Below are 24,968 nucleotides of genomic sequence, written 5' to 3'. Positions count from 1 at the left end.
TACGTAATGATAACAGCCCCCTGTACCCTACAGACAGCGGCGGCAGAAACCACAGAGGTTGATTATGGCAAACTCAACAAATGCAGCAAAACGCTGGTTGTACATCATGCCTATCGTGTTTATCACGTATAGCCTGGCGTATCTCGACCGCGCAAACTTCAGCTTCGCGTCCGCCGCGGGCATCAACGAAGACCTCGGCATCACCAAAGGGGTCTCGTCCCTGCTCGGCGCCCTGTTCTTCCTCGGCTATTTCTTCTTTCAGATCCCCGGCGCGGTGTATGCCGAACGCCGGAGCGTGCGCAAACTGATCTTTGTCTGCCTGATTTTATGGGGCGGTTGCGCGTCGCTGACCGGGATGGTCAGCAATATCCCGGCACTGGCCGCTATTCGCTTTATTCTCGGGGTAGTGGAAGCCGCCGTTATGCCAGCGATGCTGATTTACATCAGTAACTGGTTTACGAAGTCGGAGCGTTCGCGAGCGAACACCTTCCTGATCCTTGGTAACCCGGTGACGGTCCTGTGGATGTCAGTGGTGTCCGGTTACCTGATCCAGGCGCTCGGCTGGCGTGAGATGTTCATCATCGAAGGGGTTCCCGCCATTCTGTGGGCCTTCTGCTGGTGGGTGCTGGTGAAAGACAAACCGGCGCAGGTCGGTTGGCTGACCGAGTCAGAAAAAACGGCGCTGCAAACGCAACTCGAACAAGAGCAGCAGGGGATTAAGGCAGTACGCAACTACGGCGAAGCGTTCCGCTCCCGTAATGTGATCCTGTTATGCATGCAATATTTCACCTGGAGCATTGGCGTCTACGGCTTCGTGCTGTGGCTGCCATCAATCATCCGCGAAGGCGGTGCGAATCTGGGAATGGTCGAAGTGGGCTGGCTCTCTTCTGTACCGTATCTGGCGGCCACCGTGGCGATGATTATCGCCTCCTGGGCCTCGGATAAACTACAGAACCGTAAGCTGTTCGTCTGGCCTCTGCTGCTGATTGCCGCGTGCGCTTTTATCGGTTCCTGGGCCGTCGGCGCGAATAACTTCTGGGCCTCTTATACCCTGCTGGTGATTGCCGGTGCGGCGATGTACGCTCCGTATGGCCCGTTTTTCGCCATCATTCCGGAGATGTTGCCGCGCAACGTTGCCGGTGGCGCGATGGCGCTGATCAACAGTATGGGCGCGCTGGGCTCGTTCCTCGGCTCGTGGTTTGTCGGTTACCTCAACGGCGCCACCGGCAGCCCGTCCGCCTCATACATTTTTATGGGGGTGGCGCTTTTCGCCTCAGTATGGCTAACTCTAATTGTTAAGCCTGCTAATAATCAGCGCGTCCCGGTTGGCGCACGCCACGCGTAAACTTTAACTCACGGAGAGTCGTATGAAGCCGTCCATTATTCTCTACAAAGCGTTACCTGACGATTTACTGCATCGCCTGGAAGAACATTTCACCGTCACTCAGGTGCCGAACCTGAGCCCGCAGACGGTTGAACAACACGCGCAAGCCTTTGCCAGTGCTGAAGGTCTGCTGGGCTCCAGCCAAACCGTCGATACCGCGCTGCTGGAGAAAATGCCGACGCTCCGCGCAACTTCAACGATCTCCGTGGGATATGACAATTTCGATGTGGATGCGCTGAACGCCCGCAAGGTACTGCTGATGCATACGCCCACCGTGCTGACAGAGACCGTTGCCGATACGATCATGGCGCTGGTGCTGTCGACCGCTCGCCGCGTCGTGGAAGTGGCCGAGCGCGTGAAGGTCGGCGAATGGACCTCCAGCATTGGCCCTGACTGGTTTGGTATCGATGTACACCACAAAACGCTGGGGATTGTCGGTATGGGACGCATTGGTCTTGCGCTGGCGCAGCGTGCCCACTTCGGCTTCAACATGCCGATTCTCTACAACGCCCGCCGCCACCATCAGGAAGCGGAAGAGCGCTTCAACGCCCGCTACTGCGATCTCGATACGCTGCTGCAGGAATCAGACTTTGTCTGCCTGATCCTGCCGCTGACCGACGAGACGCATCATCTGTTTGGCGCAGAGCAGTTCGCTATAATGAAGTCCTCTGCCATCTTCATTAACGCCGGACGCGGTCCGGTGGTCGATGAAAACGCGCTGATTGCCGCGCTGCAACAGGGCGAGATCCACGCTGCCGGTCTGGATGTGTTTGAGCAAGAGCCGCTGCCGGTTGATTCACCGTTGTTGTCGCTGAGTAACGTTGTGGCGGTACCGCACATTGGTTCAGCCACCCACGAGACGCGCTATAACATGGCGGCCTGCGCGGTAGATAATCTGATTGATGCGCTGCAAGGAAAGGTCGAGAAGAACTGCGTGAACCCGCAGGTTGCGGGGTAACAAAACGGCCGGGAGGCGCTATCGCCTGCCCGGCAGCTTCATCACTGAATGGCGTTAACCGCCGCAGTCCAGGCCTGATTAAATGCCTGATGCTGCGAGGCCAGCGGCCCAATCAATGTGTTGTACTGACTTGCCTGTTGCGAAGTCGGGAACTGAATACCATTCGCCACAAAGCTCACCTGCGTATCCTGCTGCGCGACAAAATCACCCACCTGGACCAGTTGCTGAGTGAAGATCTGCGCGGCCGGGATCAGCGGCTGCAGCGCGTCTGCTGGCGTCGTCACCACTTTCTTATACACCTGGTCAAACACCGGCTTCAGGTCATCGGCTTGTTTCAGCGCGCCATGCGCCGCATCTGCCTGTAGTTTCGCATTTTGCAGCTGCTGGCCCAGTACGCCAAGAGAACCGTTCAGGTCACGCAGCGGCCCACGTTGCGTCACATAATCCTGTGGCACACGGATGGCATTAACGCTATCAACGACCGGACGCAGCGCGGAATCCATCGCCTGGTTCACCTGCTGTGAGTAGCCATACAGAATCGCGTAATCAGAAACAAACGGACCGAACTGTTTTTTCTGATCGGCGGTCAGGGTGGGTAGACGTTCGCCGCTACGCATCACCGTATTCTGTAGAAAATCGACAAACGCTTTACGCTGATCGCCTTCTTTATCAAAACACCCACTCAGGCTAACTACCATTAACAACGCCGCAAGAGGCGCAAACCAGCGAGAGCAGGACTTACCTGTCGCCATTTTAATACTCCTTTCACCCAAAAATGCGCACTGCGCAATACGCGTGCCTTACGGCTTACAAGGATAGTCCAGGTCAGGCTCGCAGGATACCCCTTCCGCGTAATCTTGTAGCGGAAATTCGCATGGCGAAATGGCGATGACTGAATTGTTATTTTATTGTTAATTGCATCACATTTACCACCTCTGTCATAGGGGCATTACCAGGAAGTAGTTCTATGATTTTAATAGAGTTTCATCGTGTATGCGATCAGTGAAGCGGCAATTCGTACGATTATCGCACGTTAACCTCGGCGGGGTGATTGCCGAACACGGGCTTCAATGTTTTGATTAATTGAACGATTAACGAATAAACGTTCGATAATCGCACAATTAATCCTAACGCTTGCGGTGGAGAAAATAAAAACACCCTCTGTCCCCCGCGTTGCTTTCGCAGGAATGACCGCATGACAAACAAAACGACTGATATTCAAGCGTTTATTAACGAGCATCCCTTTTCAAAATACCAGTGGATGATTCTCGTACTGTGCTTTGTGACCGTCGCGATGGACGGATTCGATACCGCGATTATCGGCTTCATCGCCTCCGATCTCGTTCAGGAGTGGGGCGTTGAAAAATCTGCGCTCGGCCCGGTCATGAGCGCCGCACTGGTGGGACTTGCCGTCGGAGCGCTCACCGCGGGTCCAATGGCTGATCGCATCGGTCGCAAAAAAGTCCTGATCATGTCGATTCTGGTGTTTGGCGGCTTCAGCCTGCTCACCGCTTTTGCCGGCACGCTGAACCAACTGACGGCACTGCGCTTTTTAACTGGCCTGGGTCTGGGGGCGGCAATGCCCAATGCCGCGACCCTGATGAGTGAATACGCGCCAGAACGCCGTCGCGCGCTGCTGGTGAATCTGATGTTCGTCGGATTCCCGATTGGCTCGTCGATGGGCGGGTTTGTCTCCGCCTGGCTGATCCCGCATTACGGCTGGCAAAGCGTACTGATCCTCGGCGGCGTGATGCCGCTGGCGCTGGCAGTGGTGTTGATCGTTTTACTGCCGGAATCTGCCCGTTATCTGGTGGTTAAGAACAAATCACAGCAGCAGATTGGCACCATTCTGCGCCGTATCGCCCCGCTACCGGAAGCGACGCACTTTGTCCTGCGTGAAACCGGCCAGATTAAAGAGAAATCGGCGCTGGGCGTTATCTTCTCGCCGCGTTACGCACTGGGCACGGTGATGTTGTGCCTGACCTACTTTATGGGGCTGCTGATCTTCTATCTGCTGACCAGTTGGCTACCGCTGCTGATCCGTGAAACAGGGGCCACGCTGAGTCAGGCGTCCATCATTACCGCCCTGTTCCCGTTGGGCGGTGGAATTGGCGTCCTGGTGCTGGGCGCGCTGATGGACAAATTCAACCCAAACAAAGTGGTGGCGGTCGGCTGGTTGCTGACCGGAGTGTTCGTCTGCCTGGTCGGGTTCTCCACCAGTAGCCTTGTGCTCATGGGGGTGATGGTCTTTATCGCCGGGACAATCATGAACGGTGCGCAATCGTCCATGCCCGCGCTGGCAGCGGGTTTTTATCCCACGCAGGGCCGCGCGACCGGTGTGGCATGGATGTTAGGACTGGGCCGTTTCGGCGGCATCCTCGGCGCGTTTAGCGGCGCCTTCCTGATGCAGGCGCAACTTGCGTTCGAAACCATCTTTACGTTCCTGGCGATTCCAGCGCTGGTGTCTGCTTTTGCCTTGATGGTGAAATACTGGGCAGGTAAACGCCAGCTCTCTGGCGCATCAACACCGACAGAATCACCGACTCACGCCACGCAAAAAGCCTGATTTCCCCTCCTGGCAGGTAATGGCCTGCCAGGAAATAGTCATATTTTCGTAATCTTTACAATTCTCATTACGACGCGGGATATAGTGTCCGTTATCAGATCGTTAGCAAGCTACAAATCCGCCGTCTCCTCGTCGCTGAAACGAGTCTTGTCCTCCTCATAAACTGTGACGCCCACCGCGCTTTCTCATTTACGACTATTCTTAACTGGCTTCGATGAAATTCACGATCCCGCAGTGTGATTTAAAGGAGTTCTCAATGGAATCTAAAGATCCAATGTTTGAGCTGCTGAGCAGTCTGGAACAAATTGTTTTTAAAGAAGAATCATCAAAAATCGCCCTGACACATAAGCCAAGCCCCTTTAGCGAATTTGAACAATTACGACGGGGGAGCGGCCTGGAAACAGATGATTTCGCCAGAGCGTTAGGCGTAACGGTTGCACTGGTACAGGAGTGGGAATCAAAACGCGTTAAACCGTCCAGTACCGAATTGAAGCTGATGCGCCTGATACAGGCTAACCCGGCATTGAGTAAGCAGTTGATGGAGTAATCGACAATCGTTGATGAACGGTCCTGATACAGGGCCGTTTTCTGACCACTTAACCCACAGGAAGAAAAATAACAGTTGCATCACCTGGCGTTACATGAGTTAATGCGCTCCACGGTTTGACGTACAGACCATTAAAGCAGTTTAGTAAGGCAGTCCCCTTCAAGAGTTATCGTTGATACCCCTCGTAGTGCGCATTTCCTTAACGCTTAAAAAATCTGTAGAGCACGCCATATCGCCGAAAGGCACACTTATTTTTTAAAAGGTAATACACTATGTCCGGTAAAATGACTGGTATCGTAAAATGGTTCAACGCTGACAAAGGCTTCGGCTTCATCACTCCTGACGATGGCTCTAAAGACGTGTTCGTACACTTCTCTGCTATCCAGAACGATGGCTACAAATCCCTGGACGAAGGTCAGAAAGTTTCCTTCACCATCGAAAGCGGCGCTAAAGGCCCGGCAGCTGGCAACGTAACCAGCCTGTAAGCTTAAATAAGCTCAGAATTCAAGATCCCTGCCAGACGGCGGGGATTTTTTTTATCTCTTTCCCGCCTTTCGCTATCCCTCTTCCCCTTCTTTGCATTACTTTACCTGGCCAGGCTTTGACCTTTCCCTAAGGGTAAGCTTTATAGTGAAGACCCTGTTTTTCACATGGAATTGACGCTATGTCCAGACTCCCTTTGTTCTTCACGCTAGGTTTACTCACCAGCGGCGCCGCGTTTGCCGCATCGCCAGAAGCCACATTCCTTGCCGAACATGGTCTTGCCGGTAAGTCAGTCGAGCAGATCGTGGATACCATCGATCAAACGCCACAATCCCGTCCGCTGCCGTATTCAGCGTCCATCACCAGTACCGAGTTAAAACTCGCTTCTGATGGGCAGATGTATACCCTGCCGTTGGGCGAAAAGTTCTATCTCTCCTTCGCACCTTACCAGCAGCAGACGCACCCATGCTTTAATCACAGCCTGTCCGGCTGCCAGGGTGAAATGCCGGACACTACGTTCAACGTTAAAGTGACGGATAACAAAGGTGATGTGCTGATTCAGAAACCGATCAAAAGCTATCAGAATGGGTTTATCGGCGTCTGGTTGCCACGCAATATCGAAGGGACAATAGAAGTGAGCTACAACGGCAAAACAGCGTCACACGCCATTGCCACGAAGGATGACAGCCAGACCTGTCTGACGGAATTGCAGTTGCAGTAACGCTTTCTGTTCCGCCCATAAAAAAACCTGCCCGAGGGCAGGTTTCAGCGCGTTGAAAACACATGCGATAGTTTTTGCCGGATGACGGCCTGCACTGTGTTCTGTAGGCCCGATAAGCTTGCGCCATCGGGCACTTCAGCGTTTGTCTGCGGTGGTGACTTGCGCGCTATTTATTGCAGCAGCGAAATATCCGCCACGCGCAGGAACAGCTCGCGCAGTTTTTCCAGCATCGAGAGACGGTTAACGCGCAGGTCTTTATCCTCGACGTTCACCATCACTTTTTCGAAGAATAAATCAACCGGCTCACGCAGTTCAGCCAGTTCCACCAGCGCGTCCTGATAACGACCTTCGGCAAAGTACGGTTCAAGCTTGTCACGCAGCACGACAACCTGCATCGCCAGCGCAATCTCTTCCGGCTCTTTCAGCGTCGCAGCGTTAACACGCTCGTTCAGCGTCTCATCAGACTTCGCCAGAATGTTGGAAACACGCTTGTTGGCTGCCGCCAGCGCAGAAGCCGCTTCCAGAGTGCGGAAGTGGGAGACCGCCTTCATACGCGCATCGAAATCTGCCGGACGGGTCGGACGACGTGCCAGCACCGCCTGGATGGTATCTACGGTGTAGCCTTCGTCCTGATACCAGGCACGGAAGCGACCGAGCATAAAGTCGATAACGTCATCAACGACGTTGGCGTTGGTCAGCTTGTCACCGTACAGACGCACCGCTTCTTCCGTCAGCGTTTGCAGATCGAGGTTCAGGTTCTTCTCAACGATAATGCGCAGCACACCCAGCGCTGCACGACGCAGAGCGAACGGGTCTTTGTCCCCTTTCGGGTGCTGACCGATACCGAAGATACCCGCCAGGGTGTCCATTTTATCCGCAATCGCCAGTGCGCAGGCAATCGGGTTAGACGGCAGGTCATCACCGGCAAAGCGCGGCTGATACTGTTCGTTCAGAGCAACGGCAACATCTTCCGCTTCGCCATCGTGGCGAGCATAGTGCATGCCCATTACGCCCTGGGTGTCGGTGAACTCGAAGACCATGTTGGTCATCAGGTCACATTTCGACAGCAGGCCCGCACGGGTGGCATGGTTAACGTCTGCGCCAATCTGACCGGCAATCCAGCCCGCCAGCGCCTGAATACGATCGGTCTTATCGCGCAACGTACCCAGTTGCTGTTGGAACAGCACGGTTTGCAGGCGCGGCAGGTGATCTTCCAGTCGTTTTTTACGGTCAGTATTGAAGAAGAACTCGGCATCCGCCAGACGCGGACGCACGACCTTCTCGTTACCGGAGATGATTTGCTGAGGATCTTTCGATTCGATGTTCGCAACGAAGATAAAGTTCGGCAGCAGTTTGCCGTCGTTGGCGTAGACCGGGAAGTATTTCTGGTCACCTTTCATGGTGTACACCAGCGCTTCAGAGGGCACCGCGAGGAATTTCTCTTCGAATTTCGCCGTCAGTACCACCGGCCATTCCACCAGCGAGGTCACTTCTTCCAGCAGGCTTTCGCTCAGATCGGCATTACCGCCAATAGTCCGCGCCGCTTCTTCGGCATCCGCTTTGATTTTGGCTTTACGCTGTTCGTAGTCGGCAATGACCTTACCGCGCTCCAGCAGGATCTGCGGATACTGATCGGCATTGTCGATGGTGAACTCCGGCTCGCCCATAAAGCGATGGCCGCGAATGATGCGATCGGACTGAATACCCAGAATGGTCGCTGGAATGACTTTATCGCCCAGCAGCAGGGTTACCGTATGAACCGGACGCACGAAATGCACATCGCTTGCTCCCCAGCGCATCAGTTTCGGGATCGGCAGTTTCGCCAGCGATGTCGCGATCATGTTCGGCAACAGCGCTTCGGCGCTTTCGCCTTTCACGTGTGCACGATACAGCAGCCATTCACCTTTATCGGTGGTCAGACGCTCGGCCTGATCAACGGTAATACCACACCCCCGAGCCCAGCCTTCTGCTGCTTTGCTCGGTTTGCCTTCAGCATCAAATGCCTGGGCAATCGCCGGACCACGTTTTTCAACTTCGCGATCGGGCTGGGATTCCGCCAGATTAGCGATTTTCAGCGCCAGACGACGCGGCGCCGCAAACCATTCAACATGGCCGTGCGCGATGCCGGCGTTGTCCAGCTCCGCCGTCACGTTCGCAGCAAAGGATTCCGCCAGGCTGCGCAGGGCTTTTGGTGGCAGCTCTTCAGTGCCGATTTCCACCAGGAAAGTTTTCTCAGACATGGCCGCCTCTTATTTGTCTTTATTGCACATCGGGAAGCCGAGGGCTTCACGGGAAGCATAGTAAGCTTCTGCCACTGCTTTGGTCAGGGTACGAATACGCAGAATATAGCGCTGACGTTCGGTGACGGAGATGGCTTTACGCGCATCCAGCAGGTTGAAGCTATGGGCGGCCTTCAGAATACGCTCGTAGGCAGGCAGCGGCAGCGGATTTTCCAGCGCCAGCAGTTGCTGCGCTTCTTTCTCATACTGCTCAAAGCAGGTGAACAGGAAGTCCACATCCGCGTATTCGAAGTTGTAGGTGGATTGCTCCACTTCGTTCTGATGGAACACGTCGCCATACGTGGTTTTACCCAGCGGGCCGTCGCTCCAGACCAGGTCGTAAACGCTGTCTACGCCCTGGATGTACATTGCCAGACGTTCCAGACCATAGGTGATTTCACCGGTGATCGGCTTACATTCCAGTCCGCCAACCTGCTGGAAGTAAGTGAACTGCGTCACTTCCATCCCGTTCAGCCACACTTCCCAACCCAGACCCCAGGCACCCAGCGTCGGGTTTTCCCAGTTATCTTCCACGAAACGAATGTCGTGAATGGTGGGGTCCATACCCAGCTCTTTCAGCGACCCGAGATACAGCTCCTGGATGTTGTCCGGAGAGGGTTTAATCACTACCTGAAACTGATAGTAGTGCTGTAAACGGTTCGGGTTTTCGCCGTAGCGTCCATCAGTTGGACGACGAGAAGGTTGCACATACGCGGTTGCCATCGGTTCTGGCCCCAACGCACGCAGGCTGGTCATCGGGTGCGAGGTACCTGCGCCCACTTCCATGTCCAAAGGTTGAACAATGGTGCAGCCCTGACGAGCCCAGTAATCCTGTAATGTCAGGATCAGGCCCTGGAAGGTCTTGGTATCAAACTTTTGCATAGTATTTCGTGCTGGATACGTGTGGTTTTAAAAGGAAGGGATCAGTATACCCGCTGACTGCAAGATATACAGTACGAAACGGGAAAAAGGCAGGGCTTAACGCATGGAAAGATGTAAAAACTGCCCATCCGCGTCAAAAGAGCAGACAAAACTCTCTTTACGGAAGGTAGCGCCGCGCATCTCATAACTCCCCTGAAATTGTTCAAAGCCCGTAACATCAATTTTCTGCGTACCGGTATTATAGCGTCGCGCAGCCTGATCTTTGCACAGCGCTTCCATATCCAGCGTGCGCGTGGGACTGACTTTCACTTTCTGCGCCTTTTGCGTCGGCGATGGCTGGGAGGGAGTACATCCTGCCAGCAACAGAATCACCATTGCTGGAAAGAAAGATTTCATCATCATTTTATTACCGCCTAATTTACTGATCAGTCTTATTATTATTACGTTCGGTGTGGCAGACGCATTTTGCGAATCTCATCGGACCATCACAAGCTTTAGTGTAAAAACTCAGATTAATCCAGCGGGACAGGCTGACAAAATGTGAGTCAGACCATTTTTGAAACGAAAACAGAGGAACTGATGCAGCCCAAAATTTTCTGGATTGATAACCTGCGAGGGATCGCCTGTCTGATGGTGGTCATGATTCACACCACAACCTGGTACATCACCAATGCACAGAGTGTCAGTCCCGTTAACTGGGATCTTGCCAACGTACTAAATTCGGCTTCACGCGTCAGCGTACCGCTATTTTTTATGATTTCGGGCTACCTCTTTTTTGGCGAGCGCAGCGCACAGTCGCGCCATTTTTTACGCATCGCGCTGTGCCTGCTGTTCTACAGCGCCGTTGCCCTGCTTTACATCACGTTGTTTACTTCGATTAACGCCGAACTCTCCTTAAAAAATCTGCTGCAAAAACCGGTGTTCTATCACCTGTGGTTTTTCTTCGCGATCGCCGTGATCTACCTGGTCTCACCGCTGATTCAGGTGAAAAACGTCAGCGGCAAAATGCTGCTGGTGCTGATGGTGGTCATTGGCATCCTCGCCAATCCGAATACCGTGTCGCAAAAAGTGGGCGGGTTCGAGTGGCTCCCCATCAATTTGTATATCAACGGCGATACCTTTTACTACATTTTGTACGGGATGCTGGGACGCGCTATCGGCATGATGGAGACACAAAAACGCGCGCTTTCCTGGTTAAGCGCGGGGCTTTTTGTGGTTGCGGTGTGGATCATCTCTCGTGGGACGTTGCATGAACTACAGTGGCGCGGCAATTTTGCCGATACCTGGTATCTCTATTGCGGCCCCATGGTCTTTATCTGTGCCGTCGCGCTGCTGACGCTGGTGAAAAACACGCTGAATACGCAAACGGTCCCTGGACTGGGGCTGATTTCCCGCCATTCGCTCGGCATTTATGGCTTTCATGCGCTCATTATTCATGCCTTGCGCACCAGCGGGCTGGAAATCAAACGCTGGCCGCCGCTGGATATGTTGTGGATTTTCAGCGCGACCCTCGCCGGCAGTTTACTGCTTTCAATGTTGTTACAACGCGTCGATACGCGCAGGCTGGTCAGTTGATGATGAAATGCCCGGTCGTGACGCCGGGCATTTCAGAGAGACTAAAACCGTTATCAGAGAGAGCGCCGTCTCAGACGCCGTAACAGATAGCAAGCCAGGAAACCCCACAGCAAAGTGATCCCCTTTTATTTAATGACCCGATGCACGAAATAAACGAACAAAACCCAATAGACCCACAAAAAACGCCACCGGATAGAGACCCCGCCCACTCAGTGATAACGGCGCGTTGAGGATGCCTACCAGAAACAACCCCAGCGTGATCAGCGCGACCATTTGGCACACGGTAACGAAGCCATCGTCCAGTAGCCCGCGTTTTTCTTCTCGCAGATAAGCGTACGTAACAAATATGGCGGTCGTCAGGACGCTGAGAAAATAACCCTTTCCGCTTAGTGACGGACATGCCAGCCCTAAGCCAATAACGTAAGTCGATGTGCCTGAAATGAGCAACAGCCATGAAATTAACGTCGAGCTTTTCACTGGAATCTCCTTATCCAACGGATGCAGATTAGGGACACACCATGAAAGACAACACTGGAAAATGAGCAAGAAGTGGAATTTCAGAATAAATCCATACATTTAATGTATTGATGAATTTTTTATATGCGTTGAGTTAATCCCCCCTGCGTTGCAGGAGGGATTCAGGCTCAGGACATCAGTGGAAGTAGTTGCTGGTAAAGACGGCGGAAGGTTTCCCGGCGCTGTTGATAAACGGTATGACGTTGTGCATCGGGCATGTGTGTCTGTTCAAGCGGAAGTTGCGGCAACAGCTCTACCAGCGATCTCTCCGGGTTTTGCGCTATTTGAGCCAGACGAGCGGCGCCCAGCGCCGGTCCCACATCGCCACCGGTGCGATAATCCAGTTGCAGACCGCTGATATCCGCCAGCATTTGCCGCCAGTACGCGCTACGCGCACCACCGCCTATCAACGTGATACTGCGCGGCTTCACGCCACAGGCATGTACCACATCCATTCCGTCGGCCAGCGCATAGCCCACGCCTTCCAGCACCGCGCGCGCCAGCTCAGCCGGTCCATGCTGATGGGTCAGACCAAAGAAAACGCCTTTCGCCTGCGGATTATTGTGCGGCGTACGTTCACCTGAGAGATACGGCAAGAACCAGACAGGGTCGGCTGCATCATCAGCCTGCTGCGCCGCATCAATTAGCGCCGGCACCGTCTCCAGACCGGTTAACGTTGCCGCCCAGTCCAGACAGGAGGCCGCACTTAGCATCACCGACATCAGATGCCAGCGCTCAGGCAACGCATGGCAAAAGCTGTGTACTGCGCTTTCGGGCTTGCTCAGGAAACCGTCACTGACGGCAAAATAGACGCCAGACGTCCCCAGTGACAGCATAGCCTGATCGGCATTGACCATCCCCACGCCGACTGCGCCTGCCGCGTTGTCGCCACCGCCTGCAACGACAGAAACCGCAGGCATATCCCATGCCATTGCGACATCAGGCAGCAATTTGCCGGTAATCTCACTTCCTTCGAATAACGCGGGCATATGGTCACGGGTCAGGCCGCAGGCATTCAGCATCACGTCACTCCAGTCACGTTTTTCTACATCCAGCCACATCGTTCCCGCAGCGTCAGACATATCGCTGGCAAACTCACCGGTCATGCGTAAACGCAGATAGTCTTTCGGTAGCAGCACCTTTGCCACCTGACGGAATACCGCCGGCTCGTGGCGCTGTACCCACAGCAGCTTCGGTGCCGTGAATCCAGGCATCATCAGGTTACCGGTGATGGCGCGCGACTGCGGCACCATTGACTCCAGCAACGCGCACTCCTCGCCACAACGTCCGTCATTCCACAGAATGGCTGGTCGTAGTACCTGTTGTTGGCTGTCGAGCAACGTCGCGCCATGCATCTGCCCGGCAATCCCCAGCGCTTTCACTTTGCTTAACGAATGCTGTTTGCCCAACGCCTTCAGGGCGCGGTCCGTCGCCAGCCACCACTGTTCGGGATCTTGCTCCGACCAGAGCGGATGAGGACGGGAGACGGTGAGTTTTTCCGTTTGCGATGCGACCACCTCGCCTTGCTCATTGAGCAAAATCGCTTTCACGCCCGAGGTGCCAAGATCGATCCCAATATACATAGCGTGGGTTCCTTAAACTGAAATGCCCGGTGCCACAATGCTCACCGGGCCTGTCAAATCACCGACCGGGAAACGCAGCGTCACCCGGCGATGTCGATTATTTATCGAACAGGTAATGATTCACCAGGTTTTCCAGCTGTTCCTGATGACCGCTCTGATGCACCGGCGCCAGGTTGTGCTGTTCAGCATAATGCGCCAGTTCGCTTAATGACATCTGTCCTTTCAGGATCTGCTGGCCCAGTTCGCTACTCCAGCCGGCATAACGTTTCGCGACGCGCTTATCCAGCTCGCCATCCTCAACCATGCGCGCGGCAATTTTCAGCGACAGCGCCATCGTGTCCATCGCGCCAATATGGCCATAGAACAGATCGTATTTATCCGTGCTCTGACGACGCACTTTGGCGTCAAAGTTCAGGCCGCCAGTGGTGAAACCGCCAGCTTTGAGGATTTCGTACATCACCAGCGCATTCTCTTCTACGCTGTTCGGGAACTGGTCGGTATCCCAGCCCAACTGCGCGTCACCCCGGTTGGCATCCACAGAGCCAAACAGACCCAGCGCAATCGCCGTGGCGATTTCGTGGTGGAATGAATGACCCGCCAGCGTCGCGTGGTTAGCCTCAATATTCAGTTTGATCTCTTTTTCCAGACCGAACTGCTTGAGGAAGCCGTAAACGGTCGACGCATCGTAGTCATACTGATGTTTGGTCGGTTCCTGCGGCTTCGGCTCGATCAGCAGAGTGCCCTGGAAGCCCGTTTTGTGTTTGTGCTCAACCACCATTTGCATAAAGCGGCCAATTTGCTCACGCTCCTGGCGCAGGTCGGTATTCAGCAAGGTTTCGTATCCTTCACGACCGCCCCACAGCACGTAGTTTTCACCGCCCAGTTTGTGCGTAGCGTCCATCGCCGTTACCACCTGAGTGGCCGCCCAACTGAACACTTCTGGATCCGGGTTCGTCGCCGCCCCGGCACCGTAACGGGGATTGGTGAAGCAGTTTGCCGTGCCCCACAGCAGCTTCACGCCGCTCTGCTCTTGCTTCTCAGCCAGCACATCCACCATTTGGGCGAAGTTATTTTTGTACTCTTTCAGCGACGCGCCTTCCGGAGAAACATCGACATCATGGAAGCAGTAGAACGGAACGTGCAGCTTGTGGAAAAACTCAAACGCGACGTCCGCTTTACGTTTTGCCAGCGCCAGTGCATCCCCCGGTTGCTGCCACGGACGATCAAACGCCCCGACACCAAACATATCAGCCCCGTTCCAGCAGAAGGTATGCCAGTAGCAGGCTGCAAAACGCAGATGATCTTCCATCCGTTTGCCCAATACGATCTCATCAGGATTGTAATGACGGAATGCTAACGGATTAGTGGAACGGGGGCCTTCATAACGAACGCGATCGAGTTGGTCAAAATATGCCTGCATAATGAACTCCATAATCAGGGAATACGACGGAAATAGGTCATGTCGTAATATTGAGCACTCCCATCTCGTTGCTCAATTATGTTATTTCACACTGCTATTGAGAGAATTCACAAGTGTGCGCCACCTCGCAAAATAAAAATATCCATTTGCAAAAAATGGGTATCCTGCTGGCATAAATGCAACATTCAGTCTCCACGGTAAAAAGTAAGATCCTGGTCATAATTCAGGAAATAAACCAAATTTCGTAACCGCAAGATAAAAATCTGTAATTGTCTTCCCCGTATGAATTGCTAAATTCTGCAACGTCTTATGCTGTGATTGTTACTTTTATTGTTGCTCCCTCTAACAAAAGGCATCACGATTATGAAGATGAAGAATCTCTTACTCACTGTCTGCACCTCCCTTTTGCTTACCAGCGTGGCGGGACATGCCAAAGAAATTAAAATCGGTATGGCGATTGATGACCTGCGCCTCGAACGCTGGCAGAAAGATCGCGATATTTTCGTCAGCAAAGCCGAATCGCTTGGTGCAAAAGTCTTTGTCCAGTCCGCGAACGGGAATGAAGAAACCCAGATGTCGCAGATTGAAAATATGATTAACCGAGGTGTGGATGTCCTCGTTATTATTCCTTATAACGGACAAGTATTAAGTAACGTGGTTAAAGAGGCGAAACAAGAAGGTATTAAAGTTTTAGCTTATGACCGCATGATCAATGACGCTGACATCGATTTCTATATTTCATTTGATAACGAAAAAGTCGGTGAATTACAGGCCCAGGCATTAGTTGAACGTGTCCCTCAGGGAAATTATTTTCTGATGGGTGGTTCGCCGGTCGATAATAATGCCAAACTTTTCCGCGCCGGGCAGATGAAAGTGTTAAAACCGTATATCGATTCCGGAAAAATAAAGGTGGTTGGCGATCAGTGGGTTGACGGCTGGCTGCCGGAAAATGCGCTGAAAATTATGGAAAACGCCTTAACCGCCAACAATAACAACATTGATGCCGTTGTCGCCTCCAATGACGCGACGGCAGGCGGGGCGGTTCAGGCGCTCAGTGCGCAAGGGCTTTCAGGGAAAGTGGCGATTTCCGGTCAGGACGCCGACCTTGCGGGTATCAAGCGCATTGTCGCAGGAACCCAAACAATGACCGTCTATAAGCCGATTACGTTGCTGGCCAATACCGCCGCCGAAATCGCCGTAGAACTGGGTAACGGACAGCAACCTAAAGCCGACGCTACGTTAAACAACGGTCTGAAAGATGTCCCCTCCCGCTTATTAACGCCGATTGACGTTAACAAAAACAACATCAATGAGACCGTGATTAAAGACGGATTCCATAAGCAGAGCGAACTGTAAGCGTAGCGCCCCAGCGATGGCTGCGGGCGCGCATTTCCCACCACGCCCGGTTCTCTCATTGGCTACTGCGGAGTCGCTATGTCCTGTCTACTTGAAATGAAGAACATCACCAAAACCTTCGGTGTCGTCAAGGCGATTGATAACGTCAGCCTCAGACTGAATGCCGGTGAAATTATTTCATTATGCGGCGAGAATGGCTCAGGTAAATCGACGCTGATGAAAGTACTGTGCGGTATTTATCCCCATGGCAGTTACGAAGGTGAAATTGTATTTGCCGGAGAAACGCTACAGGCTAACCATATTCGTGATACCGAACGCAAAGGGATTGCCATTATCCATCAGGAGTTAGCGCTGGTTAAACACTTAACCGTGCTGGAGAATATTTTCCTCGGTAGCGAAATAAGCCGTCATGGCGTGCTTGATTACGACATGATGACCCTGCGCTGCCAAAAATTGCTCAGGCAGGTCAGTCTGGCGATTTCTCCCGATACCCGGGTGGGCGAGTTGGGCCTTGGTCAGCAACAGCTGGTTGAAATTGCGAAAGCGCTGAATAAACAGGTGCGCCTGCTGATTCTGGACGAGCCGACAGCGTCACTCACCGAGCAAGAAACGACGGTGCTGCTGGAGATCATCCGCGATCTGCAACAGCACGATATCGCCTGCATCTACATTTCACACAAACTGAACGAAGTGAAAGCCATTTCCGACACGATCTGCGTGATCCGTGATGGCAAGCATATTGGCACCCGCGACGCAGCTGGCATGAGCGAAGACGATATCATCACCATGATGGTTGGTCGCGAACTCACCGCACTTTACCCCAGCGAACCTCACACCACGGGTGAAGAGATTTTACGCGTTGATCATCTCACGGCCTGGCATCCCGTCAATCGCCATATCCGGCGCGTGAATGACGTTTCCTTCTCGTTAAAACGCGGCGAAATCCTGGGGATTGCTGGTCTGGTGGGCGCGGGACGCACGGAGCTTGTTCAGTGTCTGTTTGGCGTTTGGCCCGGACGCTGGGAAGGAGAGGTCGCGATTGACGGCCGGTCCGTTAACATCCGCAACTGTCAGCAGGCCATCACCCACGGGATCGCCATGGTCCCGGAGGATCGCAAACGCGATGGCATTGTGCCGGTCATGGCAGTGGGGAAAAACATTACCCTCGCCGCGCTTGATCAGTTCACTGGCAAGGCAAGCCAGTTAGACGATGCCGCCGAGTGCAAATGCATCCTCGAATCCCTGCAACGTCTGAAAGTCAAAACGTCTTCTCCTGAGTTGGCGATCGGCCGTCTGAGCGGCGGGAATCAACAAAAAGCCATTCTGGCGCGCTGCCTGTTGCTCAACCCGCAAATTCTCATCCTCGATGAGCCTACGCGGGGCATCGATATCGGCGCGAAATATGAAATCTACAAACTTATTAACCAGCTCGTTCAGCAGGGTATCGCTGTGATCGTCATTTCGTCTGAATTGCCCGAAGTGCTGGGACTCAGCGATCGCATTCTGGTGATGCACGAAGGAAAACTGAAAGCCAACCTGGTCAATCATAACCTGACGCAAGAGCAGGTGATGGAAGCCGCTTTGAGGAGCGAACATCATGTCGAAAAACAATCCGTCTGACGTTAAACTCACCGCCCCACTGACGGGCGTTTTTCCCGGGATTAAATCGCTGAATCTACAGGTGTTCGTGATGATCGCGGCCATCATTGTGATCATGCTGTTCTTTACCTGGACAACGGACGGTGCGTATCTCAGCGCACGTAACGTCTCCAACCTGCTCCGCCAGACCGCGATTACGGGGATCCTGGCGGTTGGCATGGTATTCGTCATCATCTCAGCGGAAATCGATCTCTCCGTCGGTTCCATGATGGGATTGTTGGGCGGCGTCGCGGCTATCTGCGACGTCTGGCTGGGCTGGCCGCTGCCGTTCACCATTATCGTCACGCTGGCGCTGGGCTTGCTGCTCGGTGCCTGGAATGGCTGGTGGGTCGCTTACCGCAAAGTTCCCTCATTTATTGTGACTCTGGCCGGGATGCTGGCGTTTCGCGGTATCCTCATCGGCATCACCAATGGTACAACCGTATCGCCGACCAGTTCCGCCATGTCGCAGATTGGGCAAAGCTACTTATCCAATGGATTGGGCTTCACCCTCGGCGCGATGGGTTTGATGGCGTTTATCGGCTGGCAGTGGCGCGGGCGCATGCGTCGGCAGTCCCTGGGTCTTGATGCCCCGGCGTCAACCAGCGTCGTGGGCCGTCAGGCATTAACCGCCGTTATTGTGTTAGGCGCCATCTGGCTGTTGAATGATTATCGCGGCGTGCCGACGCCCGTTCTGCTGCTGGTATTTTTGCTGCTCGCCGGGATGTTCATGGCGACACGAACCGCATTTGGCCGACGTATTTATGCCATTGGGGGCAATCTGGAGGCCGCCCGTCTTTCCGGTATTAACGTCGCGCGGACCAAACTGGCGGTGTTCGCCATCAACGGTCTGATGGTGGCGATTGCCGGGCTGATCCTCAGTTCGCGTCTCGGTGCCGGGTCGCCATCTGCGGGAAACATCGCTGAACTGGATGCCATTGCCGCCTGCGTCATCGGCGGAACTAGCCTGGCTGGCGGCGTTGGCAGCGTTGCGGGCGCGGTGATGGGCGCATTTATTATGGCTTCTCTGGATAACGGAATGAGTATGATGGATGTCCCAACGTTCTGGCAGTATATCGTGAAGGGCGCGATTCTGTTGCTGGCAGTATGGATGGATTCAGCGACAAAACGCCGCGCCTGAACTGCTGAAAAATAGGGCTATTTTTATGCCGGTCACTCCTGTCCGGCATTGTCGTTTATGAAAGATTGAGCAGAGACAGAACCATGTTTGATAAACGTCACCGTATTACCCTGTTATTTAATGCCAACAAAGCCTACGACCGTCAGGTGGTGGAAGGGGTCGGTGAATATCTACAAGCCTCGCAATCCGAATGGGACATCTTCATTGAGGAGGACTTCCGCGCCCGTATTGATAACATCAAAGAGTGGTTAGGTGACGGCGTGATTGCCGACTATGACGACGATGAGATCGCACGATTGTTAGTTGATGTCCATGTGCCCATCATCGGTGTCGGAGGCTCCTATCATCTGGCGGAAAATTATCCTCCCGTCCATTACATTGCCACCGATAACCATGCCCTCGTTGAGAGCGCCTTTCTGCACCTGAAAGAAAAAGGGGTCAACCGTTTTGCCTTTTACGGCCTGCCTGCCTCCAGCGGAAAGCGTTGGGCGGCGGAACGCGAGCATGCCTTCCGCCAGTTGGTGGCGGAGGAGAAGTATCGTGGCGTGGTGTATCAGGGACTGGAAACCGCGCCTGAACTCTGGCAACACGCGCAAAATCGACTGGCGGACTGGCTGCAAACCCTGCCGCCGCAGACGGGTATTATCGCGGTCACTGACGCCCGCGCCCGTCATGTGCTTCAGGTCTGCGAACATCTGCATATTCCGGTACCCGAAAAACTGTGCGTCATTGGCATTGATAATGAAGAACTGACCCGCTATCTGTCACGGGTTGCGCTGTCGTCGGTGGCTCAGGGTGCGAGGCAAATGGGCTATCAGGCGGCAAAGCTGCTACATCGCCTGCTGGCCGATGAGGCACTGCCGCTCCAGCGCATTCTGGTGCCTCCGGTGCGCGTCGTTGAACGTCGTTCGACAGACTACCGCTCCCTCTCCGATCCCGCCGTTATTCAGGCGATGCACTATATCCGCAACCACGCCTGCAAAGGCATCAAGGTGGATCAGGTGCTGGATGCGGTTGGGATTTCACGTTCCAATCTGGAGAAGCGGTTTAAAGAAGAAGTGGGAGAGACCATTCACGCGGTGATCCACGCTGAAAAGCTGGAGAAAGCGCGCAGCCTGTTGATTTCCACGACGCTGTCGATTAACGAAATCTCGCAGATGTGCGGTTATCCGTCGCTGCAGTATTTCTATTCCGTCTTTAAGAAAGAGTACGACACGACGCCAAAAGAGTATCGCGATCTGAACAGTGAAGTGCTGATGTGATGCAGCAGGAGTGAAACAAAAACGCCTTCTTTGCAGAAGGCGTTTGGGGATTACATATGGGCTGCGATTAATCGCTGGTTATCCTGATACATCGCGAACAGATAGTTGTTGTAACTCTGCCCCTTCGTTGAATAACCCTTCAGCTTATGAATCATCGCCGTCGCCGTCACTTCCTGATCCGCTTTACGCAACTGCGCGCGTGATTTACGGAAAGAGGCGTAAGCCGGATGCGTGTTCAGGTTAATCACGTAGGCGCTGACCGACTCTTTGACCGAATCGAACTGAGAGTAACCTTTCACTTTACCTGGCGCATTGTTACAACTCCCTTTCGCGCACTTCATGCCGAACAGGTTGTTATTGCTACGCGCAAGTTTAGAGGTACCCCAACCGCTTTCTGCCGCAGCCATCGTCGCCACCATACTGGTCGGGATGATGTCTACGCGTTCCAGCAACGTATTCCACGGAATGCTCCGGGTGTTGCCAGACCATTTCACCTTGTAGCGCTTCGCAATATCTTTCATGCGCGTACGCTCAGTCGGTGACCAGCGGTTCTGATACTGCTTTGAGATCAGCCAGTTACGATCGGCAGTGATCGCAGCATTTTGACTGGTAATATAAGGCATAACCGTCCGGAGAAACGCTTTTTTCCTTGGTGTTCCGGAAGGGTATTTTCGCAAATCAGGAAGTGAACTGCTCTTTGCACTATTGCGAGAATACTCTTGTTTACTGCTTACCTGTTTATTACTTGTCTTGGTTACGTGGGACTTTTGACTCGATGTCGTTGTGTGCGTCTTTGCCAGCACCTCACCCGAAAATACGATGGTGAGTAACATAAGAATCATTGCCCCATATCGTCGTATGGGAGTCAATATCATTAGGTCTCCTGGTCGGATTGAATCATTCCAACACCTTATCTTTTTCACAATTTTGAGAGTTGAATCTCAAATCATATCAAAAATAGCGATCAAGAGCACCCTAAGGAATAGGCCAATTCCGAAACCGTGTCACGCATAAACTATCCCGCAAGGGACTAATTCGAAAGATTTGTGGTGGTTATCGCAAATTAAGGCTATTTTTTGCCCAAAATCACTCATCCGCGCCCCTCATCCTGGTTGAATGCGGTTGAAGGATGAGTTTCGTCAGCGGTTTCTCAGGCAAACTGGTTAAAATCGCCGCAAAAAGGACCGCACAATGAAACTTGCCGCCATCGCCCTCGCGCTACTGCCAGGCATCACGAGCGCCGCAACATGGACGTCTCAGGGCTTCCCCTCGTTTACCGCTGAGGGAACCGGTAAGTTTGCCAGTCACGCTGAACTGACGAAGGGTACTCGTTCATTAACGCTAAATTTTGACCAACAGTGCTGGCAGCCGGCTAATACGATAAAACTCAATCAGATGCTGTCGCTGATCCCGTGCGAAGGGACCCCGCCACAGTGGCGTCTGTTCAAAGATGGCCGTTATACGCTGGAAATCGATACCCGTTCTGGTACGCCAACGTTAATGATTACGGTGCCGCGCGAGGCCGAACCTACCGCCAATGTGGCGCGCCAGTGTCCGAAGTGGGATGGAAAGCCACTGACGTTAGCCGTCGCGCAGACTTTCCCGGAAGGGAGCGTGGTACGCGATTTTTACAGCGGACAGACCGCCACGGTGAAAAACGGACAGATAACGTTGCAACCCGCCCCTGCCAGTAATGGCCTGTTACTGCTGGAACGGGCGGAGACCGACGCACCAGCGTCGTTCGACTGGCACAACGCCACGGTCTATTTTGTGCTCACCGACCGCTTCGAGAATGGCGATCCGTCCAATGACCAGAGTTACGGTCGCCATAAAGACGGCATGGAGGAAATCGGCACGTTTCATGGCGGCGATTTACGCGGACTGACTCACAAACTGGATTATCTGCAACAACTGGGCGTGAATGCGTTGTGGATAAGCGCACCGTTCGAACAGATCCACGGCTGGGTGGGTGGCGGCACGAAAGGCGATTTCCCGCACTATGCCTACCACGGTTATTACACGCAAGACTGGATCACGCTTGATGCCAACATGGGCAACGAAGCCGACCTGCGCGCGCTGATTGACGGCGCACACCGGCGCGGGATCCGCATTCTGTTTGATGTCGTAATGAACCATACCGGCTACGCCACGCTGGCGGATATGCAGGAATATCAGTTCGGCGCGCTCTACCTTTCTGGCGATGAGTTGAAAAAAACGCTCGGCGAGCGCTGGACAGACTGGAAACCTGCCGCCGGGCAGAGCTGGCACAGCTTCAATGATTACATCAACTTTAGCGATAAGGCCGCCTGGGAAAAATGGTGGGGGAAAGCGTGGATCCGCACTGACATTGGCGATTACGACAACCCAGGCTTTGACGATCTCACGATGTCGCTGGCTTTCCTGCCGGATCTGAAAACCGAATCGACGATCCCATCTGGCCTGCCAGTGTTTTATCAACATAAAGCCGATACGCACGCAAAAGCCATTGAAGGCTACACGCCCCGGGATTACCTGACCCACTGGCTGAGTCAGTGGGTGCGCGATTATGGTGTCGATGGATTTCGCGTCGACACGGCGAAACACGTCGAACTTCCGGCCTGGCAACAGTTAAAAACGCAGGCCAGCGCAGCACTGGTTGAATGGAAAAAAGCGAATCCGGACAAAGCGCTCGATGATAAACCGTTCTGGATGACTGGCGAAGCCTGGGGCCATGGCGTAATGCAGAGCGACTACTATCGCCACGGTTTTGACGCGATGATCAACTTTGACTACCAGGAGCAGGCCGCAAAAGCCGTTGATTGCCTGTCAGATATGGATCTCATCTGGCAACAGATGGCGGAAAAATTACAGAGTTTCAATGTATTGAGTTATCTCTCCTCACACGATACTCGTCTGTTCCGTGAAGGTGGAGATAAAGCCGCTGAGTTACTGCTGTTAGCGCCCGGCACCGTGCAAATATTCTATGGCGATGAGTCCGCGCGGCCTTTTGGCCCCACCGGCTCTGATCCTTTACAGGGCACACGCTCAGAGATGAACTGGCAGGATGTCAGCGGAAAAATGGCCGACAACGTTACCCACTGGCAGCGCCTCGGTCAGTTCAGAGCCCGACATCCGGCCATCGGCGCAGGCAAGCAAACCACGCTCTCGCTCAAACAGGGATACGGCTTCGTCCGCCAGCACGGCGACGACTCGGTGATGGTCATCTGGGCAGGTCAGCGCTAACGTAAACCGGCGTCTGAGGTCAGCCCCCTCAGACGCAGCAAAATAAAACACTACTCTTAAGAAAATTATAAGCATAAAACGTCAAAGCACCCGTTTCAGCTCGATTTGCACCCTGCCAGTGCTAGCGTTAAGGTAACCCACTTCGACTCAGCGTTTGACAGACCATCCGTTATGACATTTTCACTTTTCGGCGACAAATTCACCCGCCATTCAGGCATTACCCGCCTGATGGAGGACCTCAACGACGGTTTACGCACCCCAGGCGCAATCATGCTGGGCGGCGGTAATCCGGCACAAATCCCGGCGATGCAGGATTACTTCCATACGCTCCTGACTGAGATGCTGGAAAACGGCAAACTCACTGATGCGCTTTGCAATTATGACGGTCCGCAGGGGAAAACCGAGCTGCTGACCATGCTTGCTTCGCTGCTCCGTGAAAATCTGGGTTGGGATATCGAACCGCAGAATATTGCGCTAACAAACGGCAGCCAGAGCGCATTTTTCTACTTGTTTAACCTCTTTGCCGGTCGTCGCGCTGATGGGACCACCAAAAAGGTACTGTTCCCCCTCGCGCCGGAATATATCGGCTATGCGGATTCCGGGCTGGAAGAGGATCTGTTCGTCTCGGCGCGTCCCAATATTGAGCTGCTGCCAGAGGGTCAGTTCAAGTATCACGTAGACTTCGAACATCTGCACATTGGTGAAGAGACCGGGATGATTTGCGTCTCCCGGCCAACTAATCCGACGGGTAACGTCATCACAGATGAAGAGCTGATAAAACTCGATACGCTTGCCAACCAGCACGATATTCCGCTGGTGATTGATAATGCTTATGGCGTGCCGTTCCCGAGCATTATTTTTAGCGAGGCGCGTCCGCTGTGGAATCCCAACATTGTGCTGTGCATGAGTCTCTCCAAGCTGGGGCTGCCAGGCTCACGCTGCGGCATCATCATCGCCAATGAAAAAATCATCACGGCCATCGCCAATATGAACGGCATCATTAGCCTTGCGCCAGGCGGGATTGGGCCGGCCATGATGTGCGAAATGATTAAACGTAACGACCTGATGCGACTGTCAGAAACGGTTATCAAACCGTTCTATTTTCAGCGTGTTCAGCAAACCATTGCGATCATCCGCCGCTATTTACCAGAAAATCGCTGCTTAATTCATAAACCAGAAGGGGCAATTTTCCTCTGGCTGTGGTTCCAGGATCTGCCGATCACCACCGAGTTACTCTACCAGCGTCTGAAAGCACGCGGTGTACTGATGGTGCCGGGACATTACTTCTTCCCGGGCCTCGATAAACCCTGGCCGCACACGCACCAGTGTATGCGCATGAACTATGTTCCCGATCCGGAGAAAATTGAAGCTGGGGTGAAAATTCTGGCTGAAGAGGTGGAACGCGCCTGGACGGAAAATCAGTAATGCCGTCCCG

Annotated in this window: 21 protein-coding genes; 13 read left to right on the top strand and 8 right to left on the bottom strand. The window is 53.6% G+C overall.

Annotation, left to right across the window (positions count from 1 at the left end; all coding sequences use genetic code 11):
• Positions 1-64 precede the first annotated feature (64 nt).
• Together WM46_RS20525 and ghrB are read left to right on the top strand one after the other, a co-directional pair.
• Positions 65-1,345 carry an MFS transporter gene (locus tag WM46_RS20525; protein ID WP_061075964.1) on the top strand — a complete coding sequence of 427 codons (1,281 nt, stop codon included), beginning with the start codon at positions 65-67 and terminating at the stop codon, positions 1,343-1,345.
• 22 nt (positions 1,346-1,367) lie between these two features.
• On the top strand, positions 1,368-2,342 hold the full coding sequence (gene ghrB / locus WM46_RS20520) for a glyoxylate/hydroxypyruvate reductase GhrB (RefSeq protein WP_102603168.1): 975 nt from the start codon (positions 1,368-1,370) through the stop codon (positions 2,340-2,342).
• 41 nt (positions 2,343-2,383) lie between these two features.
• Here ghrB and WM46_RS20515 read toward each other — a convergent pair whose 3' ends face one another.
• Positions 2,384-3,094: a DUF3053 domain-containing protein gene (locus WM46_RS20515; RefSeq protein WP_061075962.1), complete on the bottom strand. Its 711-nt coding sequence runs from the start codon at positions 3,092-3,094 to the stop codon at positions 2,384-2,386.
• Between the two features lie 443 nt (positions 3,095-3,537).
• Between WM46_RS20515 and WM46_RS20510 the strand changes: the two genes are divergently transcribed.
• The 4 genes from WM46_RS20510 (at position 3,538) to cueP (ending at position 6,659) form a co-directional block, all read left to right on the top strand.
• The gene (locus WM46_RS20510; protein WP_102603167.1) at positions 3,538-4,908 is read left to right on the top strand and encodes an MFS transporter; all 1,371 of its coding nucleotides are present in this window, start codon (positions 3,538-3,540) and stop codon (positions 4,906-4,908) included.
• A gap of 256 nt (positions 4,909-5,164) precedes the next feature.
• Positions 5,165-5,455, top strand: coding sequence for an HTH-type transcriptional regulator (locus WM46_RS20505; protein ID WP_061075960.1), 291 nt, complete (start codon positions 5,165-5,167; stop codon positions 5,453-5,455).
• A gap of 272 nt (positions 5,456-5,727) precedes the next feature.
• The gene (gene cspA / locus WM46_RS20500) at positions 5,728-5,940 is read left to right on the top strand and encodes an RNA chaperone/antiterminator CspA (RefSeq protein ID WP_000014594.1); all 213 of its coding nucleotides are present in this window, start codon (positions 5,728-5,730) and stop codon (positions 5,938-5,940) included.
• Positions 5,941-6,119: 179 nt separating this feature from the next.
• Positions 6,120-6,659: a copper-binding periplasmic metallochaperone CueP gene (cueP, locus tag WM46_RS20495; RefSeq protein WP_061075958.1), complete on the top strand. Its 540-nt coding sequence runs from the start codon at positions 6,120-6,122 to the stop codon at positions 6,657-6,659.
• Between the two features lie 170 nt (positions 6,660-6,829).
• Here cueP and glyS read toward each other — a convergent pair whose 3' ends face one another.
• The 3 genes from glyS to WM46_RS20480 form a co-directional block, all read right to left on the bottom strand.
• On the bottom strand, positions 6,830-8,899 hold the full coding sequence (glyS, locus tag WM46_RS20490) for a glycine--tRNA ligase subunit beta (protein ID WP_102603166.1): 2,070 nt from the start codon (positions 8,897-8,899) through the stop codon (positions 6,830-6,832).
• A gap of 9 nt (positions 8,900-8,908) precedes the next feature.
• Entirely contained in the window at positions 8,909-9,820 is a 912-nt protein-coding gene (glyQ, locus tag WM46_RS20485) for a glycine--tRNA ligase subunit alpha (protein WP_102603165.1), read from the bottom strand.
• Positions 9,821-9,916: 96 nt separating this feature from the next.
• Positions 9,917-10,222: a YsaB family lipoprotein gene (locus WM46_RS20480; RefSeq protein ID WP_042998574.1), complete on the bottom strand. Its 306-nt coding sequence runs from the start codon at positions 10,220-10,222 to the stop codon at positions 9,917-9,919.
• A gap of 177 nt (positions 10,223-10,399) precedes the next feature.
• Between WM46_RS20480 and WM46_RS20470 the strand changes: the two genes are divergently transcribed.
• Positions 10,400-11,395: an acyltransferase gene (locus WM46_RS20470; RefSeq protein WP_102603865.1), complete on the top strand. Its 996-nt coding sequence runs from the start codon at positions 10,400-10,402 to the stop codon at positions 11,393-11,395.
• 129 nt (positions 11,396-11,524) lie between these two features.
• Here WM46_RS20470 and yiaB read toward each other — a convergent pair whose 3' ends face one another.
• The 3 genes from yiaB to xylA all read right to left on the bottom strand — a co-directional run bounded on the left by yiaB (position 11,525) and on the right by xylA (position 14,914).
• The gene (gene yiaB / locus WM46_RS20465; protein ID WP_102603164.1) at positions 11,525-11,872 is read right to left on the bottom strand and encodes an inner membrane protein YiaB; all 348 of its coding nucleotides are present in this window, start codon (positions 11,870-11,872) and stop codon (positions 11,525-11,527) included.
• Positions 11,873-12,039: 167 nt separating this feature from the next.
• The gene (xylB, locus tag WM46_RS20460; protein WP_102603163.1) at positions 12,040-13,494 is read right to left on the bottom strand and encodes a xylulokinase; all 1,455 of its coding nucleotides are present in this window, start codon (positions 13,492-13,494) and stop codon (positions 12,040-12,042) included.
• A 97-nt stretch (positions 13,495-13,591) separates the two neighbouring features.
• A complete protein-coding gene (gene xylA, locus WM46_RS20455) occupies positions 13,592-14,914 on the bottom strand; it encodes a xylose isomerase (protein ID WP_102603162.1) in 1,323 nt (440 codons plus the stop codon).
• Positions 14,915-15,277: 363 nt separating this feature from the next.
• On the opposite strand from xylA, the gene xylF reads away from it, so the two are divergent.
• From xylF to xylR, 4 genes are all read left to right on the top strand, one after another.
• Positions 15,278-16,270, top strand: coding sequence for a D-xylose ABC transporter substrate-binding protein (xylF, locus tag WM46_RS20450; protein WP_042998578.1), 993 nt, complete (start codon positions 15,278-15,280; stop codon positions 16,268-16,270).
• Positions 16,271-16,348: 78 nt separating this feature from the next.
• Positions 16,349-17,890: a xylose ABC transporter ATP-binding protein gene (locus WM46_RS20445; RefSeq protein ID WP_102603161.1), complete on the top strand. Its 1,542-nt coding sequence runs from the start codon at positions 16,349-16,351 to the stop codon at positions 17,888-17,890.
• Entirely contained in the window at positions 17,868-19,049 is a 1,182-nt protein-coding gene (gene xylH / locus WM46_RS20440) for a xylose ABC transporter permease XylH (RefSeq protein WP_044328306.1), read from the top strand. The genes WM46_RS20445 and xylH overlap by 23 nt, the downstream gene beginning before the upstream one ends.
• A gap of 83 nt (positions 19,050-19,132) precedes the next feature.
• Entirely contained in the window at positions 19,133-20,311 is a 1,179-nt protein-coding gene (gene xylR, locus WM46_RS20435; protein ID WP_102603160.1) for a D-xylose utilization transcriptional activator XylR, read from the top strand.
• Positions 20,312-20,361: 50 nt separating this feature from the next.
• Here the strand turns inward: xylR and WM46_RS20430 are convergent, their stop codons facing one another.
• A complete protein-coding gene (locus WM46_RS20430; RefSeq protein WP_061075950.1) occupies positions 20,362-21,186 on the bottom strand; it encodes a protein bax in 825 nt (274 codons plus the stop codon).
• A 316-nt stretch (positions 21,187-21,502) separates the two neighbouring features.
• Here WM46_RS20430 and malS point away from each other — a divergent pair, with 316 nt between their 5' ends.
• Positions 21,503-23,533, top strand: coding sequence for an alpha-amylase (malS, locus tag WM46_RS20420; protein WP_102603159.1), 2,031 nt, complete (start codon positions 21,503-21,505; stop codon positions 23,531-23,533).
• A gap of 171 nt (positions 23,534-23,704) precedes the next feature.
• Positions 23,705-24,958, top strand: a complete 1,254-nt coding sequence (gene avtA / locus WM46_RS20415) for a valine--pyruvate transaminase (protein ID WP_102603158.1) — start codon at positions 23,705-23,707, stop codon at positions 24,956-24,958.
• Positions 24,959-24,968 lie beyond the last annotated feature (10 nt).

This window comes from Citrobacter freundii complex sp. CFNIH2, from assembly GCF_002880615.1.
GTDB lineage: Bacteria > Pseudomonadota > Gammaproteobacteria > Enterobacterales > Enterobacteriaceae > Citrobacter_A > Citrobacter_A amalonaticus_F.
Note: the sequence above shows the minus strand (reverse complement) of the source record. Positions and strands in the feature narration are given on the sequence as shown.

What these genes read in the sequence shown, in the direction of transcription:
- WM46_RS20525 (WP_061075964.1), top strand. Translation starts at nt 65, where the DNA reads ATGGCAAACTCAACAAATGCAGCAAAACGCTGGTTGTACATCATGCCT.
- ghrB (WP_102603168.1), top strand. Translation starts at nt 1,368, where the DNA reads ATGAAGCCGTCCATTATTCTCTACAAAGCGTTACCTGACGATTTACTG.
- WM46_RS20515 (WP_061075962.1), bottom strand. Translation starts at nt 3,094, where the DNA reads ATGGCGACAGGTAAGTCCTGCTCTCGCTGGTTTGCGCCTCTTGCGGCG.
- WM46_RS20510 (WP_102603167.1), top strand. Translation starts at nt 3,538, where the DNA reads ATGACAAACAAAACGACTGATATTCAAGCGTTTATTAACGAGCATCCC.
- WM46_RS20505 (WP_061075960.1), top strand. Translation starts at nt 5,165, where the DNA reads ATGGAATCTAAAGATCCAATGTTTGAGCTGCTGAGCAGTCTGGAACAA.
- cspA (WP_000014594.1), top strand. Translation starts at nt 5,728, where the DNA reads ATGTCCGGTAAAATGACTGGTATCGTAAAATGGTTCAACGCTGACAAA.
- cueP (WP_061075958.1), top strand. Translation starts at nt 6,120, where the DNA reads ATGTCCAGACTCCCTTTGTTCTTCACGCTAGGTTTACTCACCAGCGGC.
- glyS (WP_102603166.1), bottom strand. Translation starts at nt 8,899, where the DNA reads ATGTCTGAGAAAACTTTCCTGGTGGAAATCGGCACTGAAGAGCTGCCA.
- glyQ (WP_102603165.1), bottom strand. Translation starts at nt 9,820, where the DNA reads ATGCAAAAGTTTGATACCAAGACCTTCCAGGGCCTGATCCTGACATTA.
- WM46_RS20480 (WP_042998574.1), bottom strand. Translation starts at nt 10,222, where the DNA reads ATGATGATGAAATCTTTCTTTCCAGCAATGGTGATTCTGTTGCTGGCA.
- WM46_RS20470 (WP_102603865.1), top strand. Translation starts at nt 10,400, where the DNA reads ATGCAGCCCAAAATTTTCTGGATTGATAACCTGCGAGGGATCGCCTGT.
- xylB (WP_102603163.1), bottom strand. Translation starts at nt 13,494, where the DNA reads ATGTATATTGGGATCGATCTTGGCACCTCGGGCGTGAAAGCGATTTTG.
- xylA (WP_102603162.1), bottom strand. Translation starts at nt 14,914, where the DNA reads ATGCAGGCATATTTTGACCAACTCGATCGCGTTCGTTATGAAGGCCCC.
- xylF (WP_042998578.1), top strand. Translation starts at nt 15,278, where the DNA reads ATGAAGATGAAGAATCTCTTACTCACTGTCTGCACCTCCCTTTTGCTT.
- WM46_RS20445 (WP_102603161.1), top strand. Translation starts at nt 16,349, where the DNA reads ATGTCCTGTCTACTTGAAATGAAGAACATCACCAAAACCTTCGGTGTC.
- xylH (WP_044328306.1), top strand. Translation starts at nt 17,868, where the DNA reads ATGTCGAAAAACAATCCGTCTGACGTTAAACTCACCGCCCCACTGACG.
- xylR (WP_102603160.1), top strand. Translation starts at nt 19,133, where the DNA reads ATGTTTGATAAACGTCACCGTATTACCCTGTTATTTAATGCCAACAAA.
- WM46_RS20430 (WP_061075950.1), bottom strand. Translation starts at nt 21,186, where the DNA reads ATGATATTGACTCCCATACGACGATATGGGGCAATGATTCTTATGTTA.
- malS (WP_102603159.1), top strand. Translation starts at nt 21,503, where the DNA reads ATGAAACTTGCCGCCATCGCCCTCGCGCTACTGCCAGGCATCACGAGC.
- avtA (WP_102603158.1), top strand. Translation starts at nt 23,705, where the DNA reads ATGACATTTTCACTTTTCGGCGACAAATTCACCCGCCATTCAGGCATT.